The 23,249-nt window shown below is 37.1% G+C and carries 20 protein-coding genes and 1 pseudogene; 6 read left to right on the plus strand and 15 right to left on the minus strand.

The annotated features are described in order from the left end of the window. Nucleotides 1–71: 71 nt before the first annotated feature. Nucleotides 72–326 carry a hypothetical protein gene (locus tag FJR06_RS06675; protein WP_015079760.1) on the minus strand — a complete coding sequence of 85 codons (255 nt, stop codon included), beginning with the start codon at nucleotides 324–326 and terminating at the stop codon, nucleotides 72–74. 425 nt (nucleotides 327–751) lie between these two features. Beyond that, nucleotides 752–4,945, minus strand: coding sequence for a glycerophosphodiester phosphodiesterase family protein (locus tag FJR06_RS06680; RefSeq protein WP_254434397.1), 4,194 nt, complete (start codon nucleotides 4,943–4,945; stop codon nucleotides 752–754). Nucleotides 4,946–5,440: 495 nt separating this feature from the next. Here FJR06_RS06680 and FJR06_RS06685 point away from each other — a divergent pair, with 495 nt between their 5' ends. Continuing rightward, entirely contained in the window at nucleotides 5,441–6,532 is a 1,092-nt protein-coding gene (locus FJR06_RS06685) for an HNH endonuclease (protein ID WP_015079762.1), read from the plus strand. 77 nt (nucleotides 6,533–6,609) lie between these two features. Here the strand turns inward: FJR06_RS06685 and radA are convergent, their stop codons facing one another. Beyond that, nucleotides 6,610–8,124: a DNA repair protein RadA gene (gene radA, locus FJR06_RS06690; RefSeq protein WP_015079763.1), complete on the minus strand. Its 1,515-nt coding sequence runs from the start codon at nucleotides 8,122–8,124 to the stop codon at nucleotides 6,610–6,612. Between the two features lie 168 nt (nucleotides 8,125–8,292). On the opposite strand from radA, the gene rpaB reads away from it, so the two are divergent. From rpaB to FJR06_RS06710, 3 genes are all read left to right on the plus strand, one after another. Next, nucleotides 8,293–9,021 (plus strand): response regulator transcription factor RpaB, encoded by a 729-nt coding sequence (gene rpaB, locus FJR06_RS06695; RefSeq protein WP_015079764.1) that lies wholly within the window; start codon nucleotides 8,293–8,295, stop codon nucleotides 9,019–9,021. A gap of 244 nt (nucleotides 9,022–9,265) precedes the next feature. Beyond that, complete coding sequence (locus FJR06_RS06705; RefSeq protein ID WP_015079765.1) at nucleotides 9,266–9,913, plus strand: cofactor assembly of complex C subunit B; 648 nt, start codon at nucleotides 9,266–9,268, stop codon at nucleotides 9,911–9,913. A 129-nt stretch (nucleotides 9,914–10,042) separates the two neighbouring features. Next, nucleotides 10,043–10,561: a DUF456 domain-containing protein gene (locus FJR06_RS06710; protein WP_015079766.1), complete on the plus strand. Its 519-nt coding sequence runs from the start codon at nucleotides 10,043–10,045 to the stop codon at nucleotides 10,559–10,561. A 16-nt stretch (nucleotides 10,562–10,577) separates the two neighbouring features. Here FJR06_RS06710 and FJR06_RS06715 read toward each other — a convergent pair. Beyond that, nucleotides 10,578–11,300 (minus strand): annotated as a pseudogene (locus FJR06_RS06715) (phytoene desaturase family protein); the annotation flags it as partial. Nucleotides 11,301–11,637: 337 nt separating this feature from the next. On the opposite strand from FJR06_RS06715, the gene FJR06_RS06720 reads away from it, so the two are divergent. Continuing rightward, nucleotides 11,638–11,838 carry a hypothetical protein gene (locus FJR06_RS06720; RefSeq protein WP_053540318.1) on the plus strand — a complete coding sequence of 67 codons (201 nt, stop codon included), beginning with the start codon at nucleotides 11,638–11,640 and terminating at the stop codon, nucleotides 11,836–11,838. Nucleotides 11,839–11,906: 68 nt separating this feature from the next. On the opposite strand, the gene glnA is transcribed toward FJR06_RS06720, so the two are convergent. Then, nucleotides 11,907–13,322, minus strand: coding sequence for a type I glutamate--ammonia ligase (gene glnA, locus FJR06_RS06725; protein ID WP_015080355.1), 1,416 nt, complete (start codon nucleotides 13,320–13,322; stop codon nucleotides 11,907–11,909). Nucleotides 13,323–13,695: 373 nt separating this feature from the next. Here glnA and apcB point away from each other — a divergent pair, with 373 nt between their 5' ends. Then, on the plus strand, nucleotides 13,696–14,205 hold the full coding sequence (apcB, locus tag FJR06_RS06730; protein ID WP_015080356.1) for an allophycocyanin subunit beta: 510 nt from the start codon (nucleotides 13,696–13,698) through the stop codon (nucleotides 14,203–14,205). 578 nt (nucleotides 14,206–14,783) lie between these two features. Here the strand turns inward: apcB and FJR06_RS06735 are convergent. The 10 genes from FJR06_RS06735 to FJR06_RS06780 all read right to left on the minus strand — a co-directional run bounded on the left by FJR06_RS06735 (nucleotide 14,784) and on the right by FJR06_RS06780 (nucleotide 23,240). Beyond that, a complete protein-coding gene (locus tag FJR06_RS06735; RefSeq protein WP_051155181.1) occupies nucleotides 14,784–15,080 on the minus strand; it encodes a type II toxin-antitoxin system VapC family toxin in 297 nt (98 codons plus the stop codon). Next, nucleotides 15,080–15,307 (minus strand): AbrB/MazE/SpoVT family DNA-binding domain-containing protein, encoded by a 228-nt coding sequence (locus FJR06_RS06740; protein ID WP_015080357.1) that lies wholly within the window; start codon nucleotides 15,305–15,307, stop codon nucleotides 15,080–15,082. Before FJR06_RS06740 ends, FJR06_RS06735 begins: the two co-directional genes overlap by 1 nt. 51 nt (nucleotides 15,308–15,358) lie before the next feature. Beyond that, nucleotides 15,359–15,826, minus strand: coding sequence for a type II toxin-antitoxin system VapC family toxin (locus tag FJR06_RS06745; RefSeq protein WP_015080358.1), 468 nt, complete (start codon nucleotides 15,824–15,826; stop codon nucleotides 15,359–15,361). Next, entirely contained in the window at nucleotides 15,823–16,224 is a 402-nt protein-coding gene (locus FJR06_RS06750; protein ID WP_015080359.1) for a hypothetical protein, read from the minus strand. Before FJR06_RS06750 ends, FJR06_RS06745 begins: the two co-directional genes overlap by 4 nt. Before the next feature lie 327 nt (nucleotides 16,225–16,551). Further along, nucleotides 16,552–17,619, minus strand: a complete 1,068-nt coding sequence (locus FJR06_RS06755) for a glycosyltransferase family 1 protein (protein WP_168651082.1) — start codon at nucleotides 17,617–17,619, stop codon at nucleotides 16,552–16,554. Between the two features lie 18 nt (nucleotides 17,620–17,637). After that, nucleotides 17,638–18,486, minus strand: coding sequence for a glycosyltransferase (locus tag FJR06_RS06760; RefSeq protein ID WP_168651083.1), 849 nt, complete (start codon nucleotides 18,484–18,486; stop codon nucleotides 17,638–17,640). A gap of 66 nt (nucleotides 18,487–18,552) precedes the next feature. Further along, nucleotides 18,553–19,470: a glycosyltransferase family 2 protein gene (locus tag FJR06_RS06765; protein ID WP_168651084.1), complete on the minus strand. Its 918-nt coding sequence runs from the start codon at nucleotides 19,468–19,470 to the stop codon at nucleotides 18,553–18,555. A 55-nt stretch (nucleotides 19,471–19,525) separates the two neighbouring features. After that, on the minus strand, nucleotides 19,526–20,698 hold the full coding sequence (locus tag FJR06_RS06770) for a glycosyltransferase family 4 protein (RefSeq protein WP_168651085.1): 1,173 nt from the start codon (nucleotides 20,696–20,698) through the stop codon (nucleotides 19,526–19,528). Then, the gene (locus FJR06_RS06775; RefSeq protein WP_168651086.1) at nucleotides 20,695–21,615 is read right to left on the minus strand and encodes a GDP-mannose 4,6-dehydratase; all 921 of its coding nucleotides are present in this window, start codon (nucleotides 21,613–21,615) and stop codon (nucleotides 20,695–20,697) included. The genes FJR06_RS06770 and FJR06_RS06775 overlap by 4 nt, the downstream gene beginning before the upstream one ends. Next, complete coding sequence (locus FJR06_RS06780) at nucleotides 21,612–23,240, minus strand: hypothetical protein (RefSeq protein WP_168651087.1); 1,629 nt, start codon at nucleotides 23,238–23,240, stop codon at nucleotides 21,612–21,614. The genes FJR06_RS06775 and FJR06_RS06780 overlap by 4 nt, the downstream gene beginning before the upstream one ends. Nucleotides 23,241–23,249 lie beyond the last annotated feature (9 nt).

The raw sequence follows: 23,249 nt of genomic DNA on the forward strand, positions 1-23,249 counted from the left end.
TTCGATGGTACAGCCCTTCTTCCTGAAGTACGTTTAAACTTACCATTAGTGTTCCATGTAATACTCAATCCCTAGCTCGCTTGATTACCTCGAATTAAATAGCGAACTTCCTCAAGTATAACATTAAATCTCTGATCACTTTCAGCCTGTCTTTCTTTTATTAATTCCATATTTTGTTGATTTTGAGCAGCCAATTGTAACAAAGCTTGAGCAGTTATTCTTAAACCATCTATACCATCTTTAACCTCAGTCATACTTTCTCTTAATTCACTTACACTTGATGCTAATTCATCAAGCATTTCGTCATTCCAGCGTTCTATAGTCATAGTATATTCCTAATTACAAACTCAATTCATATTTCCTATTTTACAATACAATAACTTGCTTTGAGATTAGGAGCGATAGCGAAGCCCGACCTAGGAATCTCTGTTTGTCACTGTTGTGATTACAAAATAACCCAGATTCCTGAGATTGATTACACTTCTAAGAGGATGTTTGAAAAGTTTTTAATGTATAAACTGACCCCTCTCCAAACCTCTCCCCTTGCAGGGGAGAGGCTTTAAAACCCCCATTCCCTTGTAGGGAAGGGGGGTAGGGGGGTTAAGTTTTTGGAGATTATGGGTTTCATATAATACTTTTCAAACAACCTCTTACAGCAGTTTTCGATCAAAAAAATGCAAACCAAACTACAGAGATTTTGCCCCGTCAGGGCTTAACGCATTGCGCTAAACCCCTACGGGAGAATTAGATTCTAAGCAAAGACAAACTGTTTAGAATCTGTCAAACTCAAACTACTGGCTTGAATCCCAGTCAGAGTAGCTAAGGTTTGATTGTTGAAGACAATCGCAGTATCTCCACCAACTTGATTTAACTTCAATGTTGATGTGGTAATACCTAAGCTAACAGCACCTTGAATACCGATAACATCCGTACCCAGTTGGAAGTCAAGCACGGTATTAGCCGAAGAGGGTAATTCAGCATTGACAATCCAGAATTGGTCAGCGCCGGCACCACCGGAAATTAAGTTACCACCACCAAGACTAACTCTGAAGATATCTTTACCATCACCACCCAAAGCCCGGTCATTGCTACCTAAGTAGAAGGTATCATCACCCACACCACCAGATATGCGGTTGCCACCTTGACCATCTCTAGCATCAAAGGTGTCATTGCCATCACTACCGAAAGTGCGATCGCCCTTATTCACAAAGATCGTATCATCACCGCTACCCGAATCAACGATATTGTTACCAGCAAAGGGAGAACTTGCACCCAAGACAGTATCAACAGTGTCATCACCTGCGCCAGTGAAGATGGTGTCATTGATGCCATCAGTGCCACCACTGACAAACAAATCATCTTTACCAGTTGTCCCCGCCACATATTGGGTAGCTTCTGCTATAGACGCAGATAGACCTAGACGGGGATCAAGGGCAAGAGGTTTGTCTAGTTCCAAGACCACCATCTCATTGTTGTCAATTCCTGGAGGACGACCAATGGAGAAGGGATAGTTGTTATCGTTTGCCACCAAAATGGTTTTGCTATCAATTACCAACACATCTTCAATGGTTTGGAAAGGCATATTGTATGTAGTTTTGCCATCACCATTGAGATCCTTAGCATCTTGGATATTTAGGAGGTCTGCGACTTCCTCTTTGGAAACAAAGCCATTAGCATCAATCTTGCTGAAATCAACTTTGAATATCTTCTTGAAAGCGGCTGTAGTACCTTGGTTATTATCGCGTTCAATAATTAGGAACTCGTTGTTATTGATGGGAGTGAAATCACCGATCGCATTACTGGTACTGGCTAATTGATAACGTCCTACCAATCCTTGGTAGCTTTCACTGGCTACATCGAATTTATAAATCCGTACAGAACCAGCAGGATCGCCGACAACAGTTCCTTCCAACATCGGATAGAGGGTTTGACGGTCAGGGCTAAATGCCATGCCTTCAAAGCCTTGGGAGCGGTTCAAATTCGCTGTTACGAGGTCGCCGTAGTAGGGTTGATTAGGAGCAAAGTATTCTGGGGAATTATTGAAGTAAGGAGTATTTAAATTCCCGTTGGGATTAGCGTAGCCTGTACCAGCCAGGTAATTATTTACTAAGACAGAACGCCCGGTTTTTGGAAAATCGGTAAAAAAGCCGTCTACACCCAAATCAATGAATTTACGGAATTCTGCACCGGGGTCGCCTTTATAATCTGCGGGGAGGAAGAAACTGTCATTCCGCAAGGTGTAGAGGTGAACGATTAAACCTGCTTTGTGGGCATCTTGAATGAGGGTTGTAGGAGCGCCTAAAATGCGATCGCCATCACTGATTTGTCCATCACCATTGAGATCATCAGGCTGTCCATCCTTATTGGCATCCACTGTCAACTGAGGAATAATCCGCTGTTTATTAGGACCAATTCCTTTAGCGTAGGTAGCAATTTCGGCTAAACCTGCGGGGGTGGACAAATTGGTATAGGTGCGGGTATCACCAGCAACTACAAAGTCATAAGGTTGACCTGAACCACCAAACAATTGCACCAGAGGAATATCAATCCCTGCGGTGGGCATGATGGTGTTTTTCAGCGCCTTGAGGTTGGCAACTTCAAAGGATTGAATGAAGATCCGAGATGGGTCGGTAAAGTTCTCAGCTTTGAGGGTGTCTGCTAAGATTTGGCTAGTATTGATACCTTGCTGTTGAAAGAAAGTAGGATGTTTGGTTTCGGGATAAATACCGATTTTGCGACCTGTTTCTAGTTCGACTTGTTTCACCAAATCAATGACTTCTTTCAGGGTTGGTACTTTCAATCCATCTTGATCGAAAGTAGTACCACGCAAAGCAGGAATCCGTTCAATCGCATTCAGTTCCTTAACTTCTGCCAGGGTAAAGTCTTCAGCAAACCAACCGACGACATTGCGACCATCTAAATTTTTGATTTTCAGGCGATCGGCAAACTTATCCCGTAAGTAAACATCCGTACTCGTATCAGTAGTATTGATAACTGGCTTACCATTAGCATCTCGTTGAATTGTGCCATCAGTATTGAGAACGCCGACTGCTAACATGGGTTCATGACGGGCAATTAAGACACCATCTTTTGTTACCACTAAATCGGGTTCAACGAAATCTGCACCTTGAGCGATCGCTAATTTGTAGGATGCTAGGGTATGTTCTGGACGTTCACCACTTGCACCCCGGTGACCGATGACGATGGGGGCTTTGCCTGTGAGGGTATCAAATTTAGGAGTAGAGAGAACAGTGGGATTTTGGGGCGATCGGACTTGATTCGCCGTAATTTGATCCCGAACTAAGTCTCCTGTCCCTGGGAAGTCAGTAAAGTAACCATCTACACCCAAACTAATGAACTGACGGTACTCCAACTCAGGATTGTTATTGTAATCTGATGCTAGAGAACGGCTTTCATTGCGGAAGGTGTAAGGATGGACAACCAAACCCTCTTTGTGGGCATCACTAACTAAGCTGGTGGGTGCTAGGGTAACTTTATCCGCATCGTTAATCACACCATCGTTATTGAGATCGTCAGGTTTACCATCATTATTGTTATCAACTGTTTTCACCGAAACAATCTGCCGTTTCCAGGGTCCAATACCATCAGCGTAGGCAGCAATTTCTTTCAAACCAGCAGGAGTTAATAAATCTCCATAGGTGCGGGTGTCTCCCTTAACAGTGAAATCGTAGGGACGAGCGTAAACATCTTGATACAACAGTGTGCCATCGTTGGCGACATCGTAGGCATCAAGCAATTGCACTAAGGGCAGATTCACACCAGCAGTCGGCATGATGGTGTTGTTTAAATCCTTGAGATTGCTGACTTCAAAGGACTGAATGAAAATCCGTTTGGGATCAGTAAATCCTTTGACTTTGAGGGTGTCAATCAGTTTTTCTTCCAGAGACAAACCCAAATTGTCGTGATAGGTGGGGTGTTTGGTTTCAGGATAAATACCGATTTTCTTACCAGTTTGTACCTCAACCTCTTTCACCAAATCAATAATTTCGCCCAGGGTAGGAACTTGGAGAAGACCGTTGTATAACTGATCTCGGAAACCTTGAGGCATTACAGCCCGCAGAGTTTTAATTTCTGCCAAGGTAAAATCTGAAGCAAAGAAACCTTCTTCAGCAACACCATCTACTATCTTAGTAGTTTTCCGACTAGCAAATTCGGGACGACTAGCTACATCGGTGGTGTTAATCAGGTTAGGTTCATGACGGGCAATTAATACCCCATCCTTAGTGGATACCAAATCTGGTTCAATGAAGTCTGCACCGCGCAAAATTGCCAGGCGGTAAGCTTCTATTGTATGTTCTGGTAGTTCACCACTAGCACCACGATGGCCAATGACAATGGGGGCTTGACCGTTGAGGGTATTTAGTTTAACAAGGTTAGGAGTGGCGAAGGGTGCATCTAATAAAACACCATTGCTATTGAAATGTAGTAGGTAAGTTCCAAATTCATCACCGACCCAAATATCGCCCTTAGCATCAATCACAAAGGACTCTACATCAAAGTCAGCCCCGGTCAGTTCCCGTTTGGCTGTGTTTTTATTGACAATATCAAAGGGGATTAATTTATTGGGGTCAGAGAGTTGAATGAAGTTTTGAACCGCTACAGAACCATTAGCGTTTTCTGTACCCGCAAAATTGGGGTCAACTTGGTAAAGTCGCAGGAGGAAATCAGCACTGTTATTTTTTGCCCCAAAACCGTTATCTGCTAAGAACCAAAAGACAGAACCACCACCATTAGGAGCAAATTGGACACCACTAAAACCTTGCACAGGTTGACCAGGAAAGGGTGTGGTACGTCCATTGGTAGGATTAGGTACAGCCGCACCCGAAGCTGGTCCAGCAGCTAAGGTATCGGCGGGTAAAGAAGCAAAACCTTTGAGTGTCACCATAGGAGAAGTAATATTTAAAGTATTTTGAGAGAAAGACAATTTGCTTATGAGAAATTGCAGGTAATGGCATCAACAATATCAGTCGAAAGTTAAGATATTATTGTCTATAGTTTAGATTTATTTAAGTGCTGATTAAGGTTGTACTTAAGTAACAAAATCTCTAAGTTAAGATTATTGATTTGGTAGGGGGAAACTATGAAAGCTTTAGAAGCTGTTTGTAGGAGAGACTAGTCAAAGTAGTTTTTGATAGAAAATGAGATAGGTATAATTAGTTATTGCTAGTTGATGGTATCATGGTGGTTACAGCAGTATAAATGCAACTGAGATGACTCCTGATGATTCGGGAGATATCCGTAAAACTGTGTGGGAAAAAATCGCCAAAAGGATTTAACAAGTATCTTGTTTTTTATCTTTCTTCAGATTCAGGTATAGAGATTCTCAGAGTCATCTATGGTGAGCAAGATATAGAAGCAATCTTGGATGAAAAGTTGGGATAAAGTAATGGTAAATAGTATTAATAAGGTAAAGTAAAAAATGTCAAATAACGAAAATTTGAAAATCAAAACAAGAATTTTAAATCGTAAAACTGGTAAGATGACAATTAAAAGCCAGTCTTTGGAAAAACTTATTCCGCGTAATAGACCAGTTAGCCAAATTACATCTGAACAGCTTAATCAAATTAACAGAATTTATTCACTTGTCGGTGTTTTTGTAACTGACAGTTTTGAAAACTGGTTAAAATGTTTTACACTAGATGTCTTTCCAGAAACAGAAATTAAAGTTTGGGAAACCATCACTTTTGTCTTTATAAAATATGTAGAGCAGCATACCTTAAACTTTAAGCAGAAAAAAGATGTTCTACTGAAGCTTATTATTCTTTCATCCGGTGAAAGTCCAAAAGATAAATTATCAAAAGAGTTATTTTTATTTCAGGCAAAATTGGAAAAGGAAATTCTAGAAGAACGTTATCAAAATACAAAGTTAGGAGCAGAAGAAAGTCCTCACGAAAATTCAAGAAATATTAGTCCTTGGGATAAAATAGATTTTGTAAAATTAGCTTTTGTTTATCAGAAATATATAAAGCAACGTGACTTTAATTCAGAGGAAGAGGATGATATTTACGTAAGGTTAATGCACCTGATGGCTGGAGAAGAGCCAAAAGACGACCTTTCTAGAGAATTACTTCATGCTCTTGAAAATGAATTTGATCCGCAGAATATTACAGATGATAGAGAGCGAGTTGTATCTGTAGTTGTTCAACGCAAAGGACAAGCTAAGTTTCGTAGTGATCTACTAAAAGCCTATCAAGGAAAGTGTTCCATTACAGGATTTGACACAAAAAATGTTTTACAAGCTGCTCATATTATTCCCTATCTTGGTTATGAAACAAATCATCCTTCTAATGGAATTTTACTTCGAGCAGATATACACATACTTTTTGATAAACACTTACTATCTATAGATCCAAAAAGCTATGAAGTGGTAATCTCCCCTAGCTTATGTGGTACTGATTATCAAGGACTTAGCGGCAAAAAATTACTACTTCCTGAAAAAGACAGATTTAAACCTAATTTAATTGCATTAGAACAGCATTATCAAACTTTTTTACAAAAATGTGAGAAATAAAAAACCCCTCTCCACTTTTGGAAAGGGGTATCCAACAATTGTATTATTTTGAACTACTAAATCCTAGCCTTTGATTATTAATCCTCATCAGGTTCTAAATCTTCTTCTGTCAATTCTTGATGAGGAACAGCCGCAATAATTGCATCTATGACTTTACCTACTGGTAGTATCTCAATCCCAATCTCAGGGAATTTTGTCCCTTTAGGAACTATGGCTCTTTTAAATCCTAGTTTCGCGGCTTCTTTTAAGCGTAGTTCCATTTGGGAAACCGACCGCACTTGTCCCCCTAACCCTACTTCCCCAATTAAGACTGTACCAGGATCAACGATTCGATCGCGGAAACTGGCAACTATCGCTACTGCAATTCCTAAGTCTACCGCTGGTTCTTCTACATTTAATCCCCCCGCAGAAGCAACGTAAGAATCTAATTTGGACATAGGTATCCCTACACGCTTTTCTAAGACGGCGAGAATCTGCACTAAGCGATTATAATCTATGCCTGTACCCGCCCGACGAGGAGATGGGTAACTGGTAGGACTGACTAAAGCCTGTAATTCCACAACTATTGGTCTTGTTCCTTCACAAGCTACCACAATAGCCGTACCCGGAGCCGGATCATCACGATTGCCCAAAAACAGTTCGGAAGGGTTATCAACTTCCTTTAATCCTTGGGATACCATTTCAAATATACCAATTTCGTGGGTTGCTCCGAAACGGTTTTTTACAGTTCTTAATAATCTGTGGGAAGCAAAGCGATCGCCTTCAAAATATAATACGGTATCTACTAAATGTTCTAATACTTTGGGACCGGCGATCGCTCCTTCTTTGGTAACATGACCCACAATTAACATCGTAATATCTTCATGTTTTGCCACCTTCATCAAAGCTGCGGTACATTCCCTGACTTGAGCAACTGAACCCGGTGCTGATGTCAAAGCAGGAAAAAACACTGTTTGGATACTATCTATTACCGCTACATTTGGTTTTAGAGAATCTATCTCCCTCAGAATTTCTTCTAAATCCGTTTCTGGCAAAACATACAAATTTGCACCTATACTGTCAGGATCTATCGGTTTTTCCGGATCTTTGTTTTCAGGATCTTCCGTGACTAGCGTAGGTGGTTTTGACATTCCCAAACGAGAAGCACGCAATTTTACCTGTTGTCCAGATTCTTCTCCAGTCACATAGAGAATTCGGTATTTTTGCGCCAATTGGTTAGAAACTTGCAGTAGTAAAGTTGATTTACCGATACCAGGGTCGCCACCAATTAGCACCATCGAACCGGGAACAATTCCACCACCTAAAACTCGATCTAATTCCCCATAACCGGACTCCCAACGAGCAATTTGGCGATCGCTAATTTGGTCAAAAGTCAGAGAAGATCTGGCTTTAGCTGGTTTATTATGAGACTTACTATGACCTCCAGCTTGCCAATTTCCCACTCCAGACCGGCTAGGTATATCCCCGATAAAAGAACTAATATTTTGCTCAACTAAAGAATCGTAAGTGTCACAATTTGAACATTTTCCGAACCATTGAGAGAATTCCGCTGCACAACTACTACAGATATAAATGGTTTTTGGCTTTGCCATGCTTAAATTTTAGTTAATAATCTTAATTTTTCCTTAAATTTTGGAAAAAACGAACATCTAATGTAATAGTTGGAAGCTCTTTCCAAATCAATTGAGAGCAATGATATCTTAATATTATGATATTTAAAATTAATCATCAAAAATTTTAGTTAAGGAGCATGACAAAACTTGGAAAGTCATAAAGAAAAAATCCTGGTAGTAGACGACGAAGCCAGCATTCGGCGGATTTTGGAAACACGCCTTTCCATGATTGGCTACGATGTAGTGACAGCAGGAGATGGTGAGGAAGCTTTAGAAATATTTCGCAAAGCTGAACCAGACCTAGTAGTTTTAGACGTAATGATGCCAAAACTAGATGGTTATGGCGTTTGTCAAGAATTACGCAAAGAATCCGATGTCCCCATTATTATGCTCACCGCTTTGGGAGATGTGGCAGATCGCATCACCGGCTTAGAATTGGGTGCGGATGATTATGTCGTTAAACCCTTTTCACCCAAAGAACTAGAAGCACGGATTCGTTCAGTCTTGCGACGGGTGGACAAAACAGGTGCAAATGGTATTCCTAGTTCTGGGGTGATTCATGTCAGCACCATCAAAATTGATACAAATAAGCGTCAAGTTTATAAAGGTGATGAGCGCATTCGCTTAACCGGTATGGAATTTAGCTTATTAGAATTGTTAGTCAGTCGTTCTGGTGAAGCCTTTTCCCGCTCAGAAATTTTGCAGGAAGTATGGGGATATACTCCTGAACGCCATGTAGATACTCGCGTTGTGGATGTACATATCTCTCGTTTACGGGCAAAATTAGAGGATGATCCCAGCAACCCTGAACTAATTCTCACCGCTAGAGGTACTGGTTATCTGTTCCAACGCATATTAGAACCAGGGGAAGAGTAGGAAGTTAGGTGACAGGGGACAGAGGGAGTAGGGGAAGTAGGGGGAGTAGGGGAAGTAGAGGGAGTAGGGGAAGTAGAGGGAGTAGGGGGAGTAGGGGAAGTAGAGGGAGTAGGGGAAGTAGGAATTTTCCCAATGACAACAGACAACGGACAACGGACAACGGACAACGGACAACGGACAACGGACAACGGACAACGGACAACGGACAACGGACAACGGACAACGGATAACGGATAACTGACAAATGACTAAATCAGATCCTAATCGAGTTTTACGGCGTTTACCCTTAGTTGTTGGGGGTTTAGGTGCTGTGCTTTTGTTAATGAATCGGTTGTTAACACCGGAACTGACAAATTCCCAAGCACGAGGAGATGTGCTGGGGGTAATTTTGAGTGCGGTGTTAATTTTAACTGGTTTAATTTGGCAACAGGTACAGCCGCGCACACCGGAGACAGTAGAATTAATTGGGGAAGAGGGATTTTTCTTAGATCCAGAATTACCAGAAGCCGCGAAAATAGAATTAGCCTGGGCAACGCGGTTATTATTAACTAATACAGTGACGCGATCGCTCATAGTTTATTATCAAGGTAAAGTTTTATTACGTCGCGGTATTCTGGCTGCTAAATCGGAAGTAGTACCAGGAATAATTTTAAAAAAAGTATTAGAAACACAAAAGCCAATTTATTTAGTGGCTTTGTATGTCTATCCTGGTAAAATCGAATTTGACTATTTACCAGAAAACACACAAGGTGTAATTTGTCAACCAATTGGTCAAGAAGGGGTTTTAATTTTAGCAGCAAATGCTCCCCGCAGTTACACTAAACAAGATGAAAACTGGATTGCGGGAATTGCTGATAAATTAGCTGTTACTCTTGGTCATTCTCGTTCCTAGACTCTGGCTAGGAATGCTAACTTTGAGGCTCTGCCTCCCGTTACTAGCGGCAGAGCCGCGTGATGAACATTCCCAGTCGGAGACTGGGAACGAGATTAACGAGATTCTAAAAGTTATAAATTATGAATTATGCAAATTATTTATTTACTCTTAGTGGCTGTGATGTTCGTAGGGATTATTGGTGCTGTAGTTCCAGCTATCCCTGGAAGCAGCTTAATTTTAATATCTATTATTATTTGGGGAATTGTCAGTAATTCCTTTGCAGCTATCAAAATTCCCCTGATTGTGACAATCATTGTTTTACTTCTGAGTACAGGAGTTGATTTCCTTGCTGGTTATATCGGAGCAAAACAAGCCGGTGCGAGTAAGTGGGGACAAATTGGCGCATTCGTGGGTTTATTACTGGGGTTTTTTGGATTATTACCAGCTTTACCTTTTGGTGGTCCATTATTAGGGATTTTATTTGGACCACTGTTAGGAGCAATTGTTGGTGAGTTTCTTTATCAACGTCAATTATGGCCTGCGGTAAAAGCTGGTATAGGAATTACTGTCGGTACAGTGGTGGGGAATTTGATTCAAGGTGTCTTAGCTATCAGCGCGGTTGTAGTATTTTTGTTGACAACTTGGCCGCAGGTATATGGTAGTTAACCTGGATAAAAACCGTCTATCCAAATACCGAATTAACTGTAGACTTAATTGAATTTCTAGCATCCTTTAAAGCCTGACTAAAAGGTTGCTTATTCTGCAAAAATACCCTCGCACAATTGCGTCCTGGCATACCGGAAATTGAGCCACCTGGATGTGTTCCTGCACCTGTTAAAAAGAGATTATCAATGGGGGTTTTATAATTAGCTAATTCGGGTAAAGGTCGGAAAAAGATCATTTGATCCATTGTCATATCAATATGATAATAATTCCCTTTGTATGCCCCTAATCTTTCTCCTAATTCTGCCGGACTTTCTACTCTTCTAGCGATAGTTGCTTTCTTCACATTGGGGGCGTAAGTTGCTAATTTGTCAATTACTCTATCTGCAACTTTGTTTTTCAATTCATCAGTCCAACCTGTCCCTTTTAAACCTGTACCTTTTGCATTAGCAATTTGATAAGGAGCAAAAAATTCAATCCATAAAGTATGTTTACCAGGTGGTGCTAAACTAGGGTCAAGAGCGCTAGGCATGACGAGATACATGGAGGGGTCAGAATCGGGAATTTCGCCAATTGTACATTTATTATGAGCCTGTTCTACATGATTCATGGAATCAGCAATGAGAATTGAACCAATGAGATATTCATCTTTATGATCATGATGAGAAAAATGCAAAGGTTCATCTAATGCTAAATCTATTTTCAGAATGGTTTCATTGTTATTGATAATCCGTCGTTCTAACCCTGTCTCTTATACACATCTAGATGTGTATAAGAGACAGGTAGGGGGAGTAGGGGGAGTAGGAGGGGTAGGGGAGAGAAATATTCTTTTGCAACTGACAACTAACAACTGACAACTGACCAATTTCATGAAGTTTTATAACAAAAATATCATTTTGTAGTTTACGCTACAGATTTTTATGTTCTCATCGAAAATGCAAGCAGCATAGAGGAAATATAATCATATCAATCCTATTCATTTAAGATTCTGTAGTTTACGCTACAGATTTTTGTGTTATCATCAGATTGCAGGGAATAATAAATTATTCCTTAGTAAATAAATACAGGGAGGTAGTGTCATGTCTATTCAAGAAAAAGCCCGTCAATCAATTGTACGTCAACATCAGCAAGCTAAGAATCGTCAACAATCCATGTTGATGCGGGCTGCACAGGAACTTAATTTGCATGAAGGAATATCTCACTACTGGAATCCCATTCAAGGTAAAATGGATGCAGCTACTCAGACGCTTTATGGACGTAGCCAAGCGACTATGAGTTAAGTGAAAAAGAAAGCCACCCCAGAGGGTGGCTAAAAAATTCACTAGTTGTACGTTAGTAATTGTTGTAATTAGCAATCGTAATACAAGAAGAATTCATAAGGATGTGGACGCAATTGCATTTGCTTAACTTCGTTAGCAACCTTGTAGTCAATCCAATTTTGGATAAAGTCTTCAGAGAAAACGCCAGTTTCAGTTAAGAAAGCGTGGTCATTTTCCAAAGCTTCCAAAGCCAATTCTAAAGAACCAGGAGTAGAAGGAATCTTAGATAATTCTTCTGGTGAAAGTTCATAGATATTTTTATCTAAGGGTTCACCAGGATGAATTTTGTTTTTGATACCATCAATCCCAGCACAAAGCATAGCCGCAAAAGCCAAGTAAGGGTTAGAAGTAGCGTCTGGACAACGGAATTCTAAACGCTTGGCTTTGGGGTTGTCTCCAGAAAGAGGAATCCGCACAGAAGCAGAACGATTACCTTGGGAATAAGCCAAGTTTACAGGTGCTTCATAACCAGGTACAAGGCGTTTGTAAGAATTGGTAGTGGGGTTGGTGATTGCCAACAGTGCTGGAGCGTGTTTGAGAATACCACCAATGTAGTAAAGTCCCATTTCGCTCATACCAGCGTACTTGTCACCTGCAAATAGGGGCTGACCATTTTTCCAGATAGATTGGTGACAGTGCATACCAGAACCGTTATCGCCAAAAATGGGTTTTGGCATGAAGGTGACGGTTTTGCCATACTTTCTAGCCACGTTTTTGATCACATACTTGTAAGTCATCAACCAATCAGCGGCTTCAATCAACTTACCAAATTTGAAACCAAGTTCGCACTGACCACCAGTCGCAACTTCATGGTGTTGCTTTTCAATGGGTACGCCACAATCTTTCATGGTTAGCAGCATTTCTGTCCGCATATCTTGAAAGCTGTCAGTGGGAGGAACTGGGAAATAACCTTCTTTGACGCGGGTTTTGTAACCCAGGTTAGGTCCTTCTTCTCTACCAGTGTTCCAACGACCTTCTACAGAATCAACGTAGTAGTAACCGGAGTTGGTGGTTTGGTCGTAACGGACATCATCAAAAATGAAAAATTCAGCTTCAGGACCAAAGAAAGCTGTATCACCAAGTCCAGTAGAAGCTAGATAATCTATCGCTTTTTGGGCAATAACGCGAGGACAACGGTTGTACCATTGGCCAGTACGTGGTTCTTTAATACTACAAATGATACTGAGAGTTGGCTCTTTCATGAATGGGTCAATCCAAGCGGTGTTAGGATCAAGCACCATGGTCATGTCAGATTCTTCGATACCTTTCCAACCCCGAATACTAGAACCGTCGAAAGGTACACCGTCAGAGAATGAACTTTCATCAATCTGGTCTTGGTACATGGTCAAATGTTGCCAAGTTCCCAGTGTATCAATGAATTTCAGATCAATCATCTGAATTTTTTCGTCTTGAATCTTCTTCAAGATTTCTTTTGGGGTTGTCATTTTTACTTTACTCCTGATGTAGCCAATTACCTAATATAAACCCAGAGTCTGCCCAAGCATCCTCACCTTGTTACGCTAACCCAAGTTGTCATACACTACCTGGAATATCGTAAATAGTTAACTTGACATGATTTTGTCATGTTTGTTACAGATTGTCTGGATTACAGGTTATGTTAACCTTTCTTTCTTAATCTGTACAAAACTAGAAAATTCATGATCAGGGGTCAACTTTGGCATAAAATCCTTAGATAGCAGATGGATAGTTTTTGTGCCAGTGTCTATTTTATGTGAATTGGCACGGAATCTTGTTGGTGCTTCATGGCAACCAAATTAATATCAAATCATAGATAACTCATGATTGGGAGAAAAAAGAATGCGTGATGCCGTTACAACTTTAATTAAGAATTATGACGTAACCGGGCGTTATTTTGACCGGAATGCCATTGATACCCTCAAATCCTACTTTGATAGTGGAACAGCTAGAGTTCAAGCTGCAGCAGCGATTAATTCCAATGCTGCCGCAATTGTGAAACAAGCTGGGGCAAAGTTATTTGAAGAACTACCAGAATTAATTCGTCCTGGTGGCAATGCTTATACAACCCGTCGTTTTGCCGCTTGTTTGCGGGATATGGACTATTATCTCCGCTACGCTACCTATGCGCTAGTTGCTGGTAATATGAATGTTCTTGATGAGCGTGTATTACAAGGACTCAGGGAAACTTACAATTCCTTGGGTGTACCCATTGGTTCAACTGTTCAAGGTATTCAGATAATGAAGGGTATCGTCAAGGAACAGGTAGCGGCTGCTGGTATTGCTAATACTGCTTTTGTGGATGAGCCTTTTGATCATATCACTCGTGAATTGAGTGAGATTGATGTTTAGGATTTCAAAAATAGACATCTGAGGACAAGGTAGAGGCGTTCTATAGAACGTCTTTACTCATAATTGCGCCCGAAAACATGGAGATGTCTATTAATATTCTGGAACTATTAGTTCTAAGGTGGGAAAATAAGTGCGGTAACGATTCACATCTCTGGTTAAAAGTATCATATCCATAATTACCGCATGAGCGCCTATGTAGAAATCAGGTAAAGGAGATTTTTTAGTTCCACCTTGTTGACGATATTTTACAAGATTACTCGGTAAGCGTAAAGCTCAGTCACAAAGCGTGCTGAGATATAAGCGACACGGGCGAAAATATTTAGCCTAACTCGTTGACTAGTAACAGTAGGTGTGATATACTTTTAAAAGTTCCATAATTTAAGTATAACTAAACAACGTAAAAACTTAACTAATTTGGTTGAGTGCGTAGTCATACCTAACAGTATTGCAGTTTAGGAAAGCTAAATTTGGTGAAAAATGAAATACAAAAATCGAGTACGGTAGGGCATACCGGAATTAACGCTTTAGGAGAATCGACCTCTGTTTTTGTTGGAGTAATCCAGCAATTGTAAGTTGGCTCATTGATTAAAGAATCTCAGTGTCTTTAGACCTGAGAGTGTCAAAAAGCATTTTCCCGCTAAAAATGCTGATTCCCAAGGTAGGTCTAAACGGTGAAAAAACTTGATAGGTAATATGGCTTCTAGTTCTTCTATCTTTTGAAAACCAATTGAGACTTCAGCATAGATAATGGGATTAATGTTAAGTTTTGTCTTTTCAGCATATTCAGTTAACTTATTAGCTGACCAATCAAACCAATTTGGATCTTCTGTAACAATATCCAAGATTATATTGCTATCAACGAGTATTTCTTTCATTAGTCTTGTCTCGTTAATGCCATTATTTCATCGGTGGTCATTTTGACTGTAGCTTTACCTCGCATCATTTCTATGAGAGTTTTACCTGGGTTGGGTTTCGCTTTGGTTTTTTTTACGTAAACTGCATCTCCGATGATTTCAAATTCTACTTCTGTGTTGGGTGTAAGTCCTAATTGTTCACGTATTTCTACGGGAATAGTGACTTGTCCTTTGGATGTAATTCTCATGGTTTTGATCTCAAGTAAGAAAATTATTACTTTTAGTATTACATAATGGTTTTAAAATTGAATATCCACCCAGTTTTTTGCCTCAGCAAAGCGACTTAAATGTTTGACATTTGTAGTTGCTATCACAATATAGCGACCAGGAAACTCTTCTTTAAGTTTTTGCCAATGACTACAGATAATAATATCAATATCCAAACTTTTATTATCTGCTGTTGGTATTCCTTGACTACGAGCAGAAGCCCAAAGTGTAGATGCTTCTTTTAATAATTCCCAGTCTATAGGTAAAAACGAGATTATTTCTTGGAGTTCATCTAAATTCTGAATACTAGATGATTTAGGTTTATTTTGAGAGATTAAGATTAAACTTCTTCTAATTTCGTAATCACATAATTGAGAAGAACAAATATACACTCCACGAGCAAGCAAAGCATAAAGCCATTCTTCACAATCTTTAGCTGCATCCATTTTATAGGGATTTGTGAGCAGTCCTAGCACACCTGAATCAATAAATACTATCATAATTCTGAATATAATTTTTGTCCTATTGGTCTTTGTGAATCAACTGTTTTTTTTAATTCTTCAAAAAACTCTTGTTGCTGTAATGATTCTTCATCGGACATATTTTTATGTTCTGCAATACGTTGTGCTAAAATTGCCATTGCTTTTTGATTTTTTTGGAGTTGTTCTTGTTGATTCCATGTTGATTTATGGGTGCTAATTGGGGTATTTTGATCTAGTTTTGATTGCAAAATTATTTTCAGATTTTGAGCATCTGATGATTCTAAGTTGATAGGATGAGGATATCCTTCTAAAATTAGTTGATAATCACTATCAATATTATTGTTATTGGGAATTAGGGCAATAAATCGGGTGATGTTGAGGATTTTACCGCTAGGAAGTTCTATGGAGGTGTTCATGGTATTCTCCTTGGTTTTACTAGTCAATATTTCTTCTATTCTATCATATAGCAATCCTAAATTAGTTATGAACAACAATATATCTGACTGCTCTAAAAGGATGTTTGAAAAGTGGTATTCCGTAATTTTCATCACATTGCTACCCCCCTTTCCCCTTGTAAAGGGGGGAAACAATAAAAATCCAGTTCCCTCCCCTTTACAAGGGGAGGGTTAGGGTGGGGTAAAAAATATTTGATACATCAACCATAACTTTTCAAACACCCTCTAAGAAGTCGGGGATTTTATCTCTTGCAATAGAATCAGGATGTACACCAATTGTACTTATACTCAAAGATATTGTTTTAAAACCTCAACTGTAGCAAGTCCAGTTTTTTCCCAACTAAATTGATTTGCTCTTTTTAGACCTTTTTCTGAAAGTTGTTTTCTGGTTTCTGAATCATTAATAATTGTTGTCATTGCTGCGGTGATTTCCCCTGGATTATAGGGATTAATTAAAATAGCAGCATCTCCTGCAACTTCTGGAAGGGAGGAAATATTAGAGGTAATAACGGGAGTACCACAAGCCATTGCTTCTAAAACTGGTAAACCAAATCCTTCCCAAAGACTAGGAAAAACTAGCGCAATTGCTTGATTAATAATTATTGGTAATTCGTCATAGGAGACATAGTTAAGGAATTTAACTAGATGACTTATTCCTAATTCTTGAGTTTGTATTTCTAATAATGGAGAGTAACGTTTATCGTAGGGTCCCGCTAACCATAGTTCATAATCATTTCTGTGAGGTAGTGCGGAAAAAGCGGTAATTAGTCTTTGCAGGTTTTTGTAAGGGTCTTGACGACCGATATATAGGAAGTAATTGCGGGTGGGGAGGTTGAGGAATTGGAAATGCGAGTTATCCCCCGCCAAGAGAATTGGTGTAATTTTATGACTAGGAATCTGGTAAAATTGGATAATATCATTGGCTGTTGATTCTGATATACAAATAATATGTTCTGCTTGTTTAAAAACTTCAGGAGTATAGTATTTATGGTATGTGGTTAATGGTGACAAGCGTTTGGGAAAATGCAAGGGTATCATGTCAAATGCTGTGACAATAAAACGACAGTTGGTATATAAAGGTGCTTCGGGAATGGGGGAAAACAAAAGTTGGGATTTGAGGTTTTGATAGATTTTTGGGAGTTGGAATTGTGTCCAAACTAAGCGGTTTAAATGTCCTTTTAAACCTTGTTCTGATGTGAGGTTAGGAGGAGTTGGATAACATTTATAGTCAGGGAAAGATTGTGAAGTTAGAAGTGTTGGATCAAGTTTCTGTAAATGAGGTAGAAGATTAAGAGTGTAAGTAGTTGTACCTGTGGGTTTGGTTAGGAGAAATGAAAGATTGATTGATAATGGCATTTTTACTATTGATAGTTGTTAATGATCTTGCTGATTTCTCATATAATCACATATACCATAAATTTTTCCTAAAGCAGCTTGTGGTTTGATAATTAACCCTATTGCTGCTTTGATGATTTGTGTAATGAGTTTCATCGTGAAAACTGATTTATTTGTATATCTGTTAATTGTGAATAAATAACTATAGGTACTATATCTAATCTTTTTAAAAATGTTTCTGTTCGTAATTGATGACGGTTGATGTATGACACATAATTGTTTAGTAATGGCTATTAAATGTCCTTGATTAACATAACGTCTGCAAAAATCAAGGTCTTCATAGTATAAAAAATAAGCATCATCAAATAAGGGACATTCAGGAAATTTCTTTAAATTAATTATTAAACTACAACCTGAAACCCAATCACAATTAATATAATCTATAGCATGATTAGTTAATAAATCTACTTCTGAAATCGCGCCATTTTCAGGAATAAAGTAACCACCAGCAAACCAGATTTTCTGTTCAGGAGTGTAAATAATTGTCCCTACGATTGATAATTCTGGATGTGAATCAAAAAATATTTGAGCTTGTTCTAAAGTATTTTCTGGTAAGAAAGCATCTGGATTAATTATCCAAACTATTGCTTGTTTATCTTGATTGTAAATCCATTGTAACCCTAAATTACAAGCACCACCAAAGCCAAGATTTGTTTCTGCTTCAATAATGATTGTTGATTGGTTTTTAAGTTGATTAATTGCATGATCATCTGGAGCGTTATTAATGATAATAATTTGGTAGTTACTATCTTGATAAAATGGTAGAGAATTTATTAATTTACTTATTAAATTGGTAGAATAATAGTTAACTGTTAAAAAATATATCATAATCAATTAATGTTAAAATAATTATTTTAGGAAAAACATTTAAACGGTTTTTAATGAAAATATGAATTACCATTTTTCAGTAAGTTTGCCTATTAAACCATAATAAGTTCCTAATAAACAAGCCCATATTTTTAATTGTTTATCTTCTAAATCATACAACATAATTAACAAGATTTTAACTAGCATATATTTTATTCGTCGCATTAGGCTAGTAAAGCGGTAATAACCTTGAGAAAAACGAGTTTCTAAATAGGTATGGTTGCGACAAATATAGTAATAACGTAAAGCCGAATATTCTTGTATATAGCGATATTGATTTAGAAATTTTATTTGAATAGGACTACCAAAATTGTGGTGCATACTAGCTTTAGTAACAATCAGATTATGAAATCCTTTTTGCTTTATTCGTAAGCCATAATCAAGGTCAATACCATCAATAAATAGATCAGCACAAGGAGGAGAAATAGTTTTAGCAGCAGATAAGGAAATTAAAGAACCTGATGTAATGGGTGTATCACATTCATAAAAATCTACATTATGATTATGTTCAATAACTCGAAAATGATCATTAGCAAAAACTACACTTTCTACAACTTTACTTATTCTAGTATCAAATGCAGTAGGGGCAATAATACCAATTTTGTAGTCATCTTGTTCAGATAATTTATGATAATTTGTCAGCAAAATTTCTAAGCAATTTGGAGTAGGAACACTATCTTGATCAAATGTCCATAGAAAATCATATTTTTGATCAATAGCCCATGCTAATGCTTTTACTAAACCTTCAGCAATTCCAATATTATTAGGATAATGATGAATTAACAATAGTTGATTTTTATCATCGAGTAGCAATGGTTGTTCAGAGTTATCTACTATATATATAGCTGTAACTTGAATTGATTGAGATTCAATAGCTTTAATACATCGGTTGGAAGATTCTTGATCTTGATAACAAGTTATATAAGCTGCTACTTTTGATTGCATATTATTTAGTGCTAAGGGAGAAAATTTATATAATAAATTGCTTATTAACTGCTTATTATAGTTTATTTTTAATCCATAATCTGAGAGATAAAGGAATAAATTTTTTAATTTTTTTAAAATTCTTAACTATAATTGATTCTAATTTCGACATTTGTTGCGTTGCAAAATAATGATCTGCTAATAGTTGCTGTAAAAACTCAATCCTTTCACCTTGAACATGAAAAGTTTTTGGTTGATTAGATAAATTTTGATAAAAAGTTTCTAATTTATTAATAGAATCCTCCCACTGCATTGAATCAGCAGTTATTTTTCCATTTTCTTGCAACTTTTTATATAAGTCTTTATCATTTATTAATCGTTTTAATGCTTGATGAGCTAAATGAACATCCCCATTAGGTATAACTAAAGCATTGTATTCATCCTTAATATATTCATCATATCCAGTAACATCACTAACAATACAAACTCCACCACAAGCCATCATTTCTAAAGGGGGTCCAAAAAATCCTTCAACACTACTAAGTTTAACTAAAATATCGCAACTGGAATAAATATGTTTCATTTGACTAAAATCTACTTTGTAAAAAAAGTGATCAATTTTCCAGTCTGGAGAAGGTTCTCCTCCATTGGAAACACACCAAATTTCACAATCTAATCCTTGACTTGCTTCAATAGCTTCTTTTACTCTTTTAAAAGGAGTATCTATCGTACCTTCTACTAATATTCTTAATTTATCTTCTTGTTTATTTTCAAGAGGTTTAGCAGGATGAATTATATCAGAATCAATAGCATTAGGGATATAAACAGCTTGATGCCCAAAGTTATCTGTTAGCCATTCAACAATCCACTTTGCTTCTGTCATATAATGAATATTACATAAATAGCTTAAAATAACTTGGTTTTTGAGAATTGGATCATCATAAAAACGAGTTTCATCTGATTGAACAAAATAAACTTTATGTTTGGCAGGAAATTTTAAAACCGGAATAACTGTATCCCAAAAAGTAGCAACACAGATATCAACTTCATCAGGAAAATCTTGAGGATGAACAACATGAGACTTAAAATTGGGAAACCATTCAAAAGAACTTGATGTTGTGGGAATAGCTTCATTTAAAAGACAAATAATAACCTCATGACCTCGTTTTGCTAGTCTAGTAATATGCTGAAGAACTATAATATGTCCGCCACAAACCAAATTAGACGGAAGCACATAAACAATTTTCATAATAGTGATTTAATACCTTCTTCTAAACTAATTAAAGGTTGAAAACGTAACTTTTCTTGAGCCAAACTAATATCAGCACATGAATGTTCAATTTCTCCTGGACGAGATGGCAGGAAAGTGGGTTTTAAATAATAATTCGTCTGCATGGAAATTAAATCAAGTAGTTGTAATAGATTAGTTTTATTTTCTGTACCAATATTAAAAACTCGATGTTTTTCTAATATATTACTTGGTAAACTTGCAGCCAAAATATTAGCTCTAGCAACATCAGAAACATGAATAAAATCTCGACTTTGTTTTCCATTACCATAAATCTGAGGAGACTTTTTCTGTTGATAACATTCTACAAAACGAGGAATTACTGCCGCATAATCTGAATCTGCTCTTTGTCGTAAGCCATATACATTAAAATACCTTAAACAAACTGTTTCTAAACCGTATGAATAATAAAAGCTTTCAGCTAATGCTTCAGCCGTTAATTTACTAGCAGCATAGGGAGATTTAGGATTAGGTAAATAGGTTTCTTTTAATGGTGGTTGATGAATATCTCCATAAACTGAACAACTTGAGGCTATGACAACTCTTGATACTTTTGCTTGTAAGGCAGCCCAAAGTACATTTAATGTACCCCTATTATTGATTTCATAGGTTAAAAATGGGTTTAGCAAAGAACCTGAAACAGAAGAATGTGCAGCCAGGTGAAACACCCAGTCGGCATTTTTTAAGGTTTTCTGTAGCGTATCTAAGTCACGAACATCACCTGATATAACTTCAATCTGTTCTTGAGAATCTTTCAAATTTTCAAGGTTGCCAGTGGAAAAATTATCATAGATAATCGGATAAACACCTTGATCTAATAACGAATCTACAAGGTGAGAACCAATAAAACCACAACCTCCTGTTATAATAGCTTTCATGGGATATAGAGTTCTAAGACTGAAGAAAGATTATCACTATTATCGCTGGTTTGCAACTTTTTTAAATAATTGCCTTTTAAAGTTTTAATATTAATCGCTGAAAATGGTCTAAGCTGATTTTTACCATCTAATATAATTATTTGTTCAAAATTATATTTCTTTTGTGCCACAATTAAGGAATTAAAATCAGGATTAATCTTAAACTTCAGGTTATATTGATGCTCTTCAGCAAGTATATTGTAATAGTCACCTTTAACCGCTTGTATGGGATAAATTTTTCTAAAAAAACCATTAACAACCCAGTCTCCAGCAAATACAGGAACCCAATTTCGCAAGATTTCTGCATCTTTAATTAAAAAGAGAGTCTGAGGTGGAACAGTTGGAAAGTTGCTTTTAACAATAGCTTCATAGTTCTTTAAATCTAATCCAACGTGTCGCCAAATTGTTCCTAGTCCTATCATAGATTCAGCCCCACTTGTCAAGGGCTGTACCAAAAAACAAAATATTATTAGTATGATTGCATATTCTATTTTTTTATGCTTTATTTTTTGGATGATTTCCAAGAATCCTCTCAGTATTAAGACAATAATAACAGCCAAGCCCAAATGAGGTAAATATGTATGTCTTGTATCAAACCAGGCAGAAGTTAAAAAAAATGGAATCAGGGGATATAAACATAGACAAATAGAAAGTATAATAGTAAAAATGTAATCATTCTTCCTAAATAAATTAGCAGTATTGGAAGATTTAAAAATAGGATAAAACCAAGTGATTATTAAAAAAATCATAAATAAGCTTATTATAATGAAAGAAAATTCAGTAAATCTTGAACCTTTAAATGCCTGTGAACCAACATAATTGTCCATTTGAGGATACAACCAAAAAGTAGATTGTAATATATCTTTGGTTCGGATGAATATATTTTCTATTGTAATATGACTGCGATCAAACTGTGAGGATAAACCAAAGGATTTAGTAAATCTAAACAAGAGAAAGGCAAAAATATATGCTCCAAAATAAGAGAAAGTTTTTAGAAGTTTTAGAAAATTAATTTTCGGCTCTTTCCAGATCACAAATCTTGCATACAATAAGCAATGAATTATAGGCAAAAATAAAGCCAGTTCATAGCAAAATAAAGTTGTTCCATATAACAAGGAAGAAATCAATAAAAATTTATTTTTCTTGGTTAAAAGAAATTGGTAAAAAAAGTAAATTGAACCTAACCATACAACTAATAATAGTTTTAAAGTTAATAAAATAACCCACCAATATTCTTGTGAATGTCCTGGTATTAACAGAAAAAATAATACTGTTAAACTACTGTAAAATTTGTTATTCCAAATCAGTCGATCACATACATGATAAACAGTTAAGTTAGCAATAATTTCTAAAATTGCGCCGAAAATATGATAGTAGATCGCATTCCATTTAAAAACTTGAAATATAGATATAAGAAAGATTCCTGCTAAAGGTCTATCTGTAAAAATTGGAACAATAGAATTTGTCTCTTCAAAATCAGAAAAAACTGAAAAATCGTCCAAATAAAAATAGAAATCTTTCAAAAAAATATATTTAAAAATTAACGTAAATAGAGTCAATCCAAAAACATGAATAAAATTGATCATTTTTCTAAT

The sequence above is a fragment of the Dolichospermum sp. UHCC 0352 genome, from assembly GCF_009711925.1.
GTDB lineage: Bacteria > Cyanobacteriota > Cyanobacteriia > Cyanobacteriales > Nostocaceae > Dolichospermum > Dolichospermum lemmermannii.

Coding starts and splice junctions, on each gene's coding strand:
- FJR06_RS06740 (WP_015080357.1), bottom strand. CDS start 15,307: ATGAGAATTACATCCAAAGGACAAGTCACTATTCCCGTAGAAATACGT.
- FJR06_RS06735 (WP_051155181.1), bottom strand. CDS start 15,080: ATGAAAGAAATACTCGTTGATAGCAATATAATCTTGGATATTGTTACA.
- FJR06_RS06760 (WP_168651083.1), bottom strand. CDS start 18,486: ATGATATATTTTTTAACAGTTAACTATTATTCTACCAATTTAATAAGT.
- FJR06_RS06745 (WP_015080358.1), bottom strand. CDS start 15,826: ATGATAGTATTTATTGATTCAGGTGTGCTAGGACTGCTCACAAATCCC.
- FJR06_RS06685 (WP_015079762.1), top strand. CDS start 5,441: ATGTCAAATAACGAAAATTTGAAAATCAAAACAAGAATTTTAAATCGT.
- FJR06_RS06675 (WP_015079760.1), bottom strand. CDS start 326: ATGACTATAGAACGCTGGAATGACGAAATGCTTGATGAATTAGCATCA.
- FJR06_RS06775 (WP_168651086.1), bottom strand. CDS start 21,615: ATGAAAGCTATTATAACAGGAGGTTGTGGTTTTATTGGTTCTCACCTT.
- FJR06_RS06710 (WP_015079766.1), top strand. CDS start 10,043: ATGCAAATTATTTATTTACTCTTAGTGGCTGTGATGTTCGTAGGGATT.
- FJR06_RS06755 (WP_168651082.1), bottom strand. CDS start 17,619: ATGCCATTATCAATCAATCTTTCATTTCTCCTAACCAAACCCACAGGT.
- FJR06_RS06750 (WP_015080359.1), bottom strand. CDS start 16,224: ATGAACACCTCCATAGAACTTCCTAGCGGTAAAATCCTCAACATCACC.
- FJR06_RS06765 (WP_168651084.1), bottom strand. CDS start 19,470: ATGCAATCAAAAGTAGCAGCTTATATAACTTGTTATCAAGATCAAGAA.
- FJR06_RS06770 (WP_168651085.1), bottom strand. CDS start 20,698: ATGAAAATTGTTTATGTGCTTCCGTCTAATTTGGTTTGTGGCGGACAT.
- radA (WP_015079763.1), bottom strand. CDS start 8,124: ATGGCAAAGCCAAAAACCATTTATATCTGTAGTAGTTGTGCAGCGGAA.
- apcB (WP_015080356.1), top strand. CDS start 13,696: ATGCGTGATGCCGTTACAACTTTAATTAAGAATTATGACGTAACCGGG.
- FJR06_RS06705 (WP_015079765.1), top strand. CDS start 9,266: ATGACTAAATCAGATCCTAATCGAGTTTTACGGCGTTTACCCTTAGTT.
- glnA (WP_015080355.1), bottom strand. CDS start 13,322: ATGACAACCCCAAAAGAAATCTTGAAGAAGATTCAAGACGAAAAAATT.
- FJR06_RS06720 (WP_053540318.1), top strand. CDS start 11,638: ATGTCTATTCAAGAAAAAGCCCGTCAATCAATTGTACGTCAACATCAG.
- FJR06_RS06780 (WP_168651087.1), bottom strand. CDS start 23,240: ATGATCAATTTTATTCATGTTTTTGGATTGACTCTATTTACGTTAATT.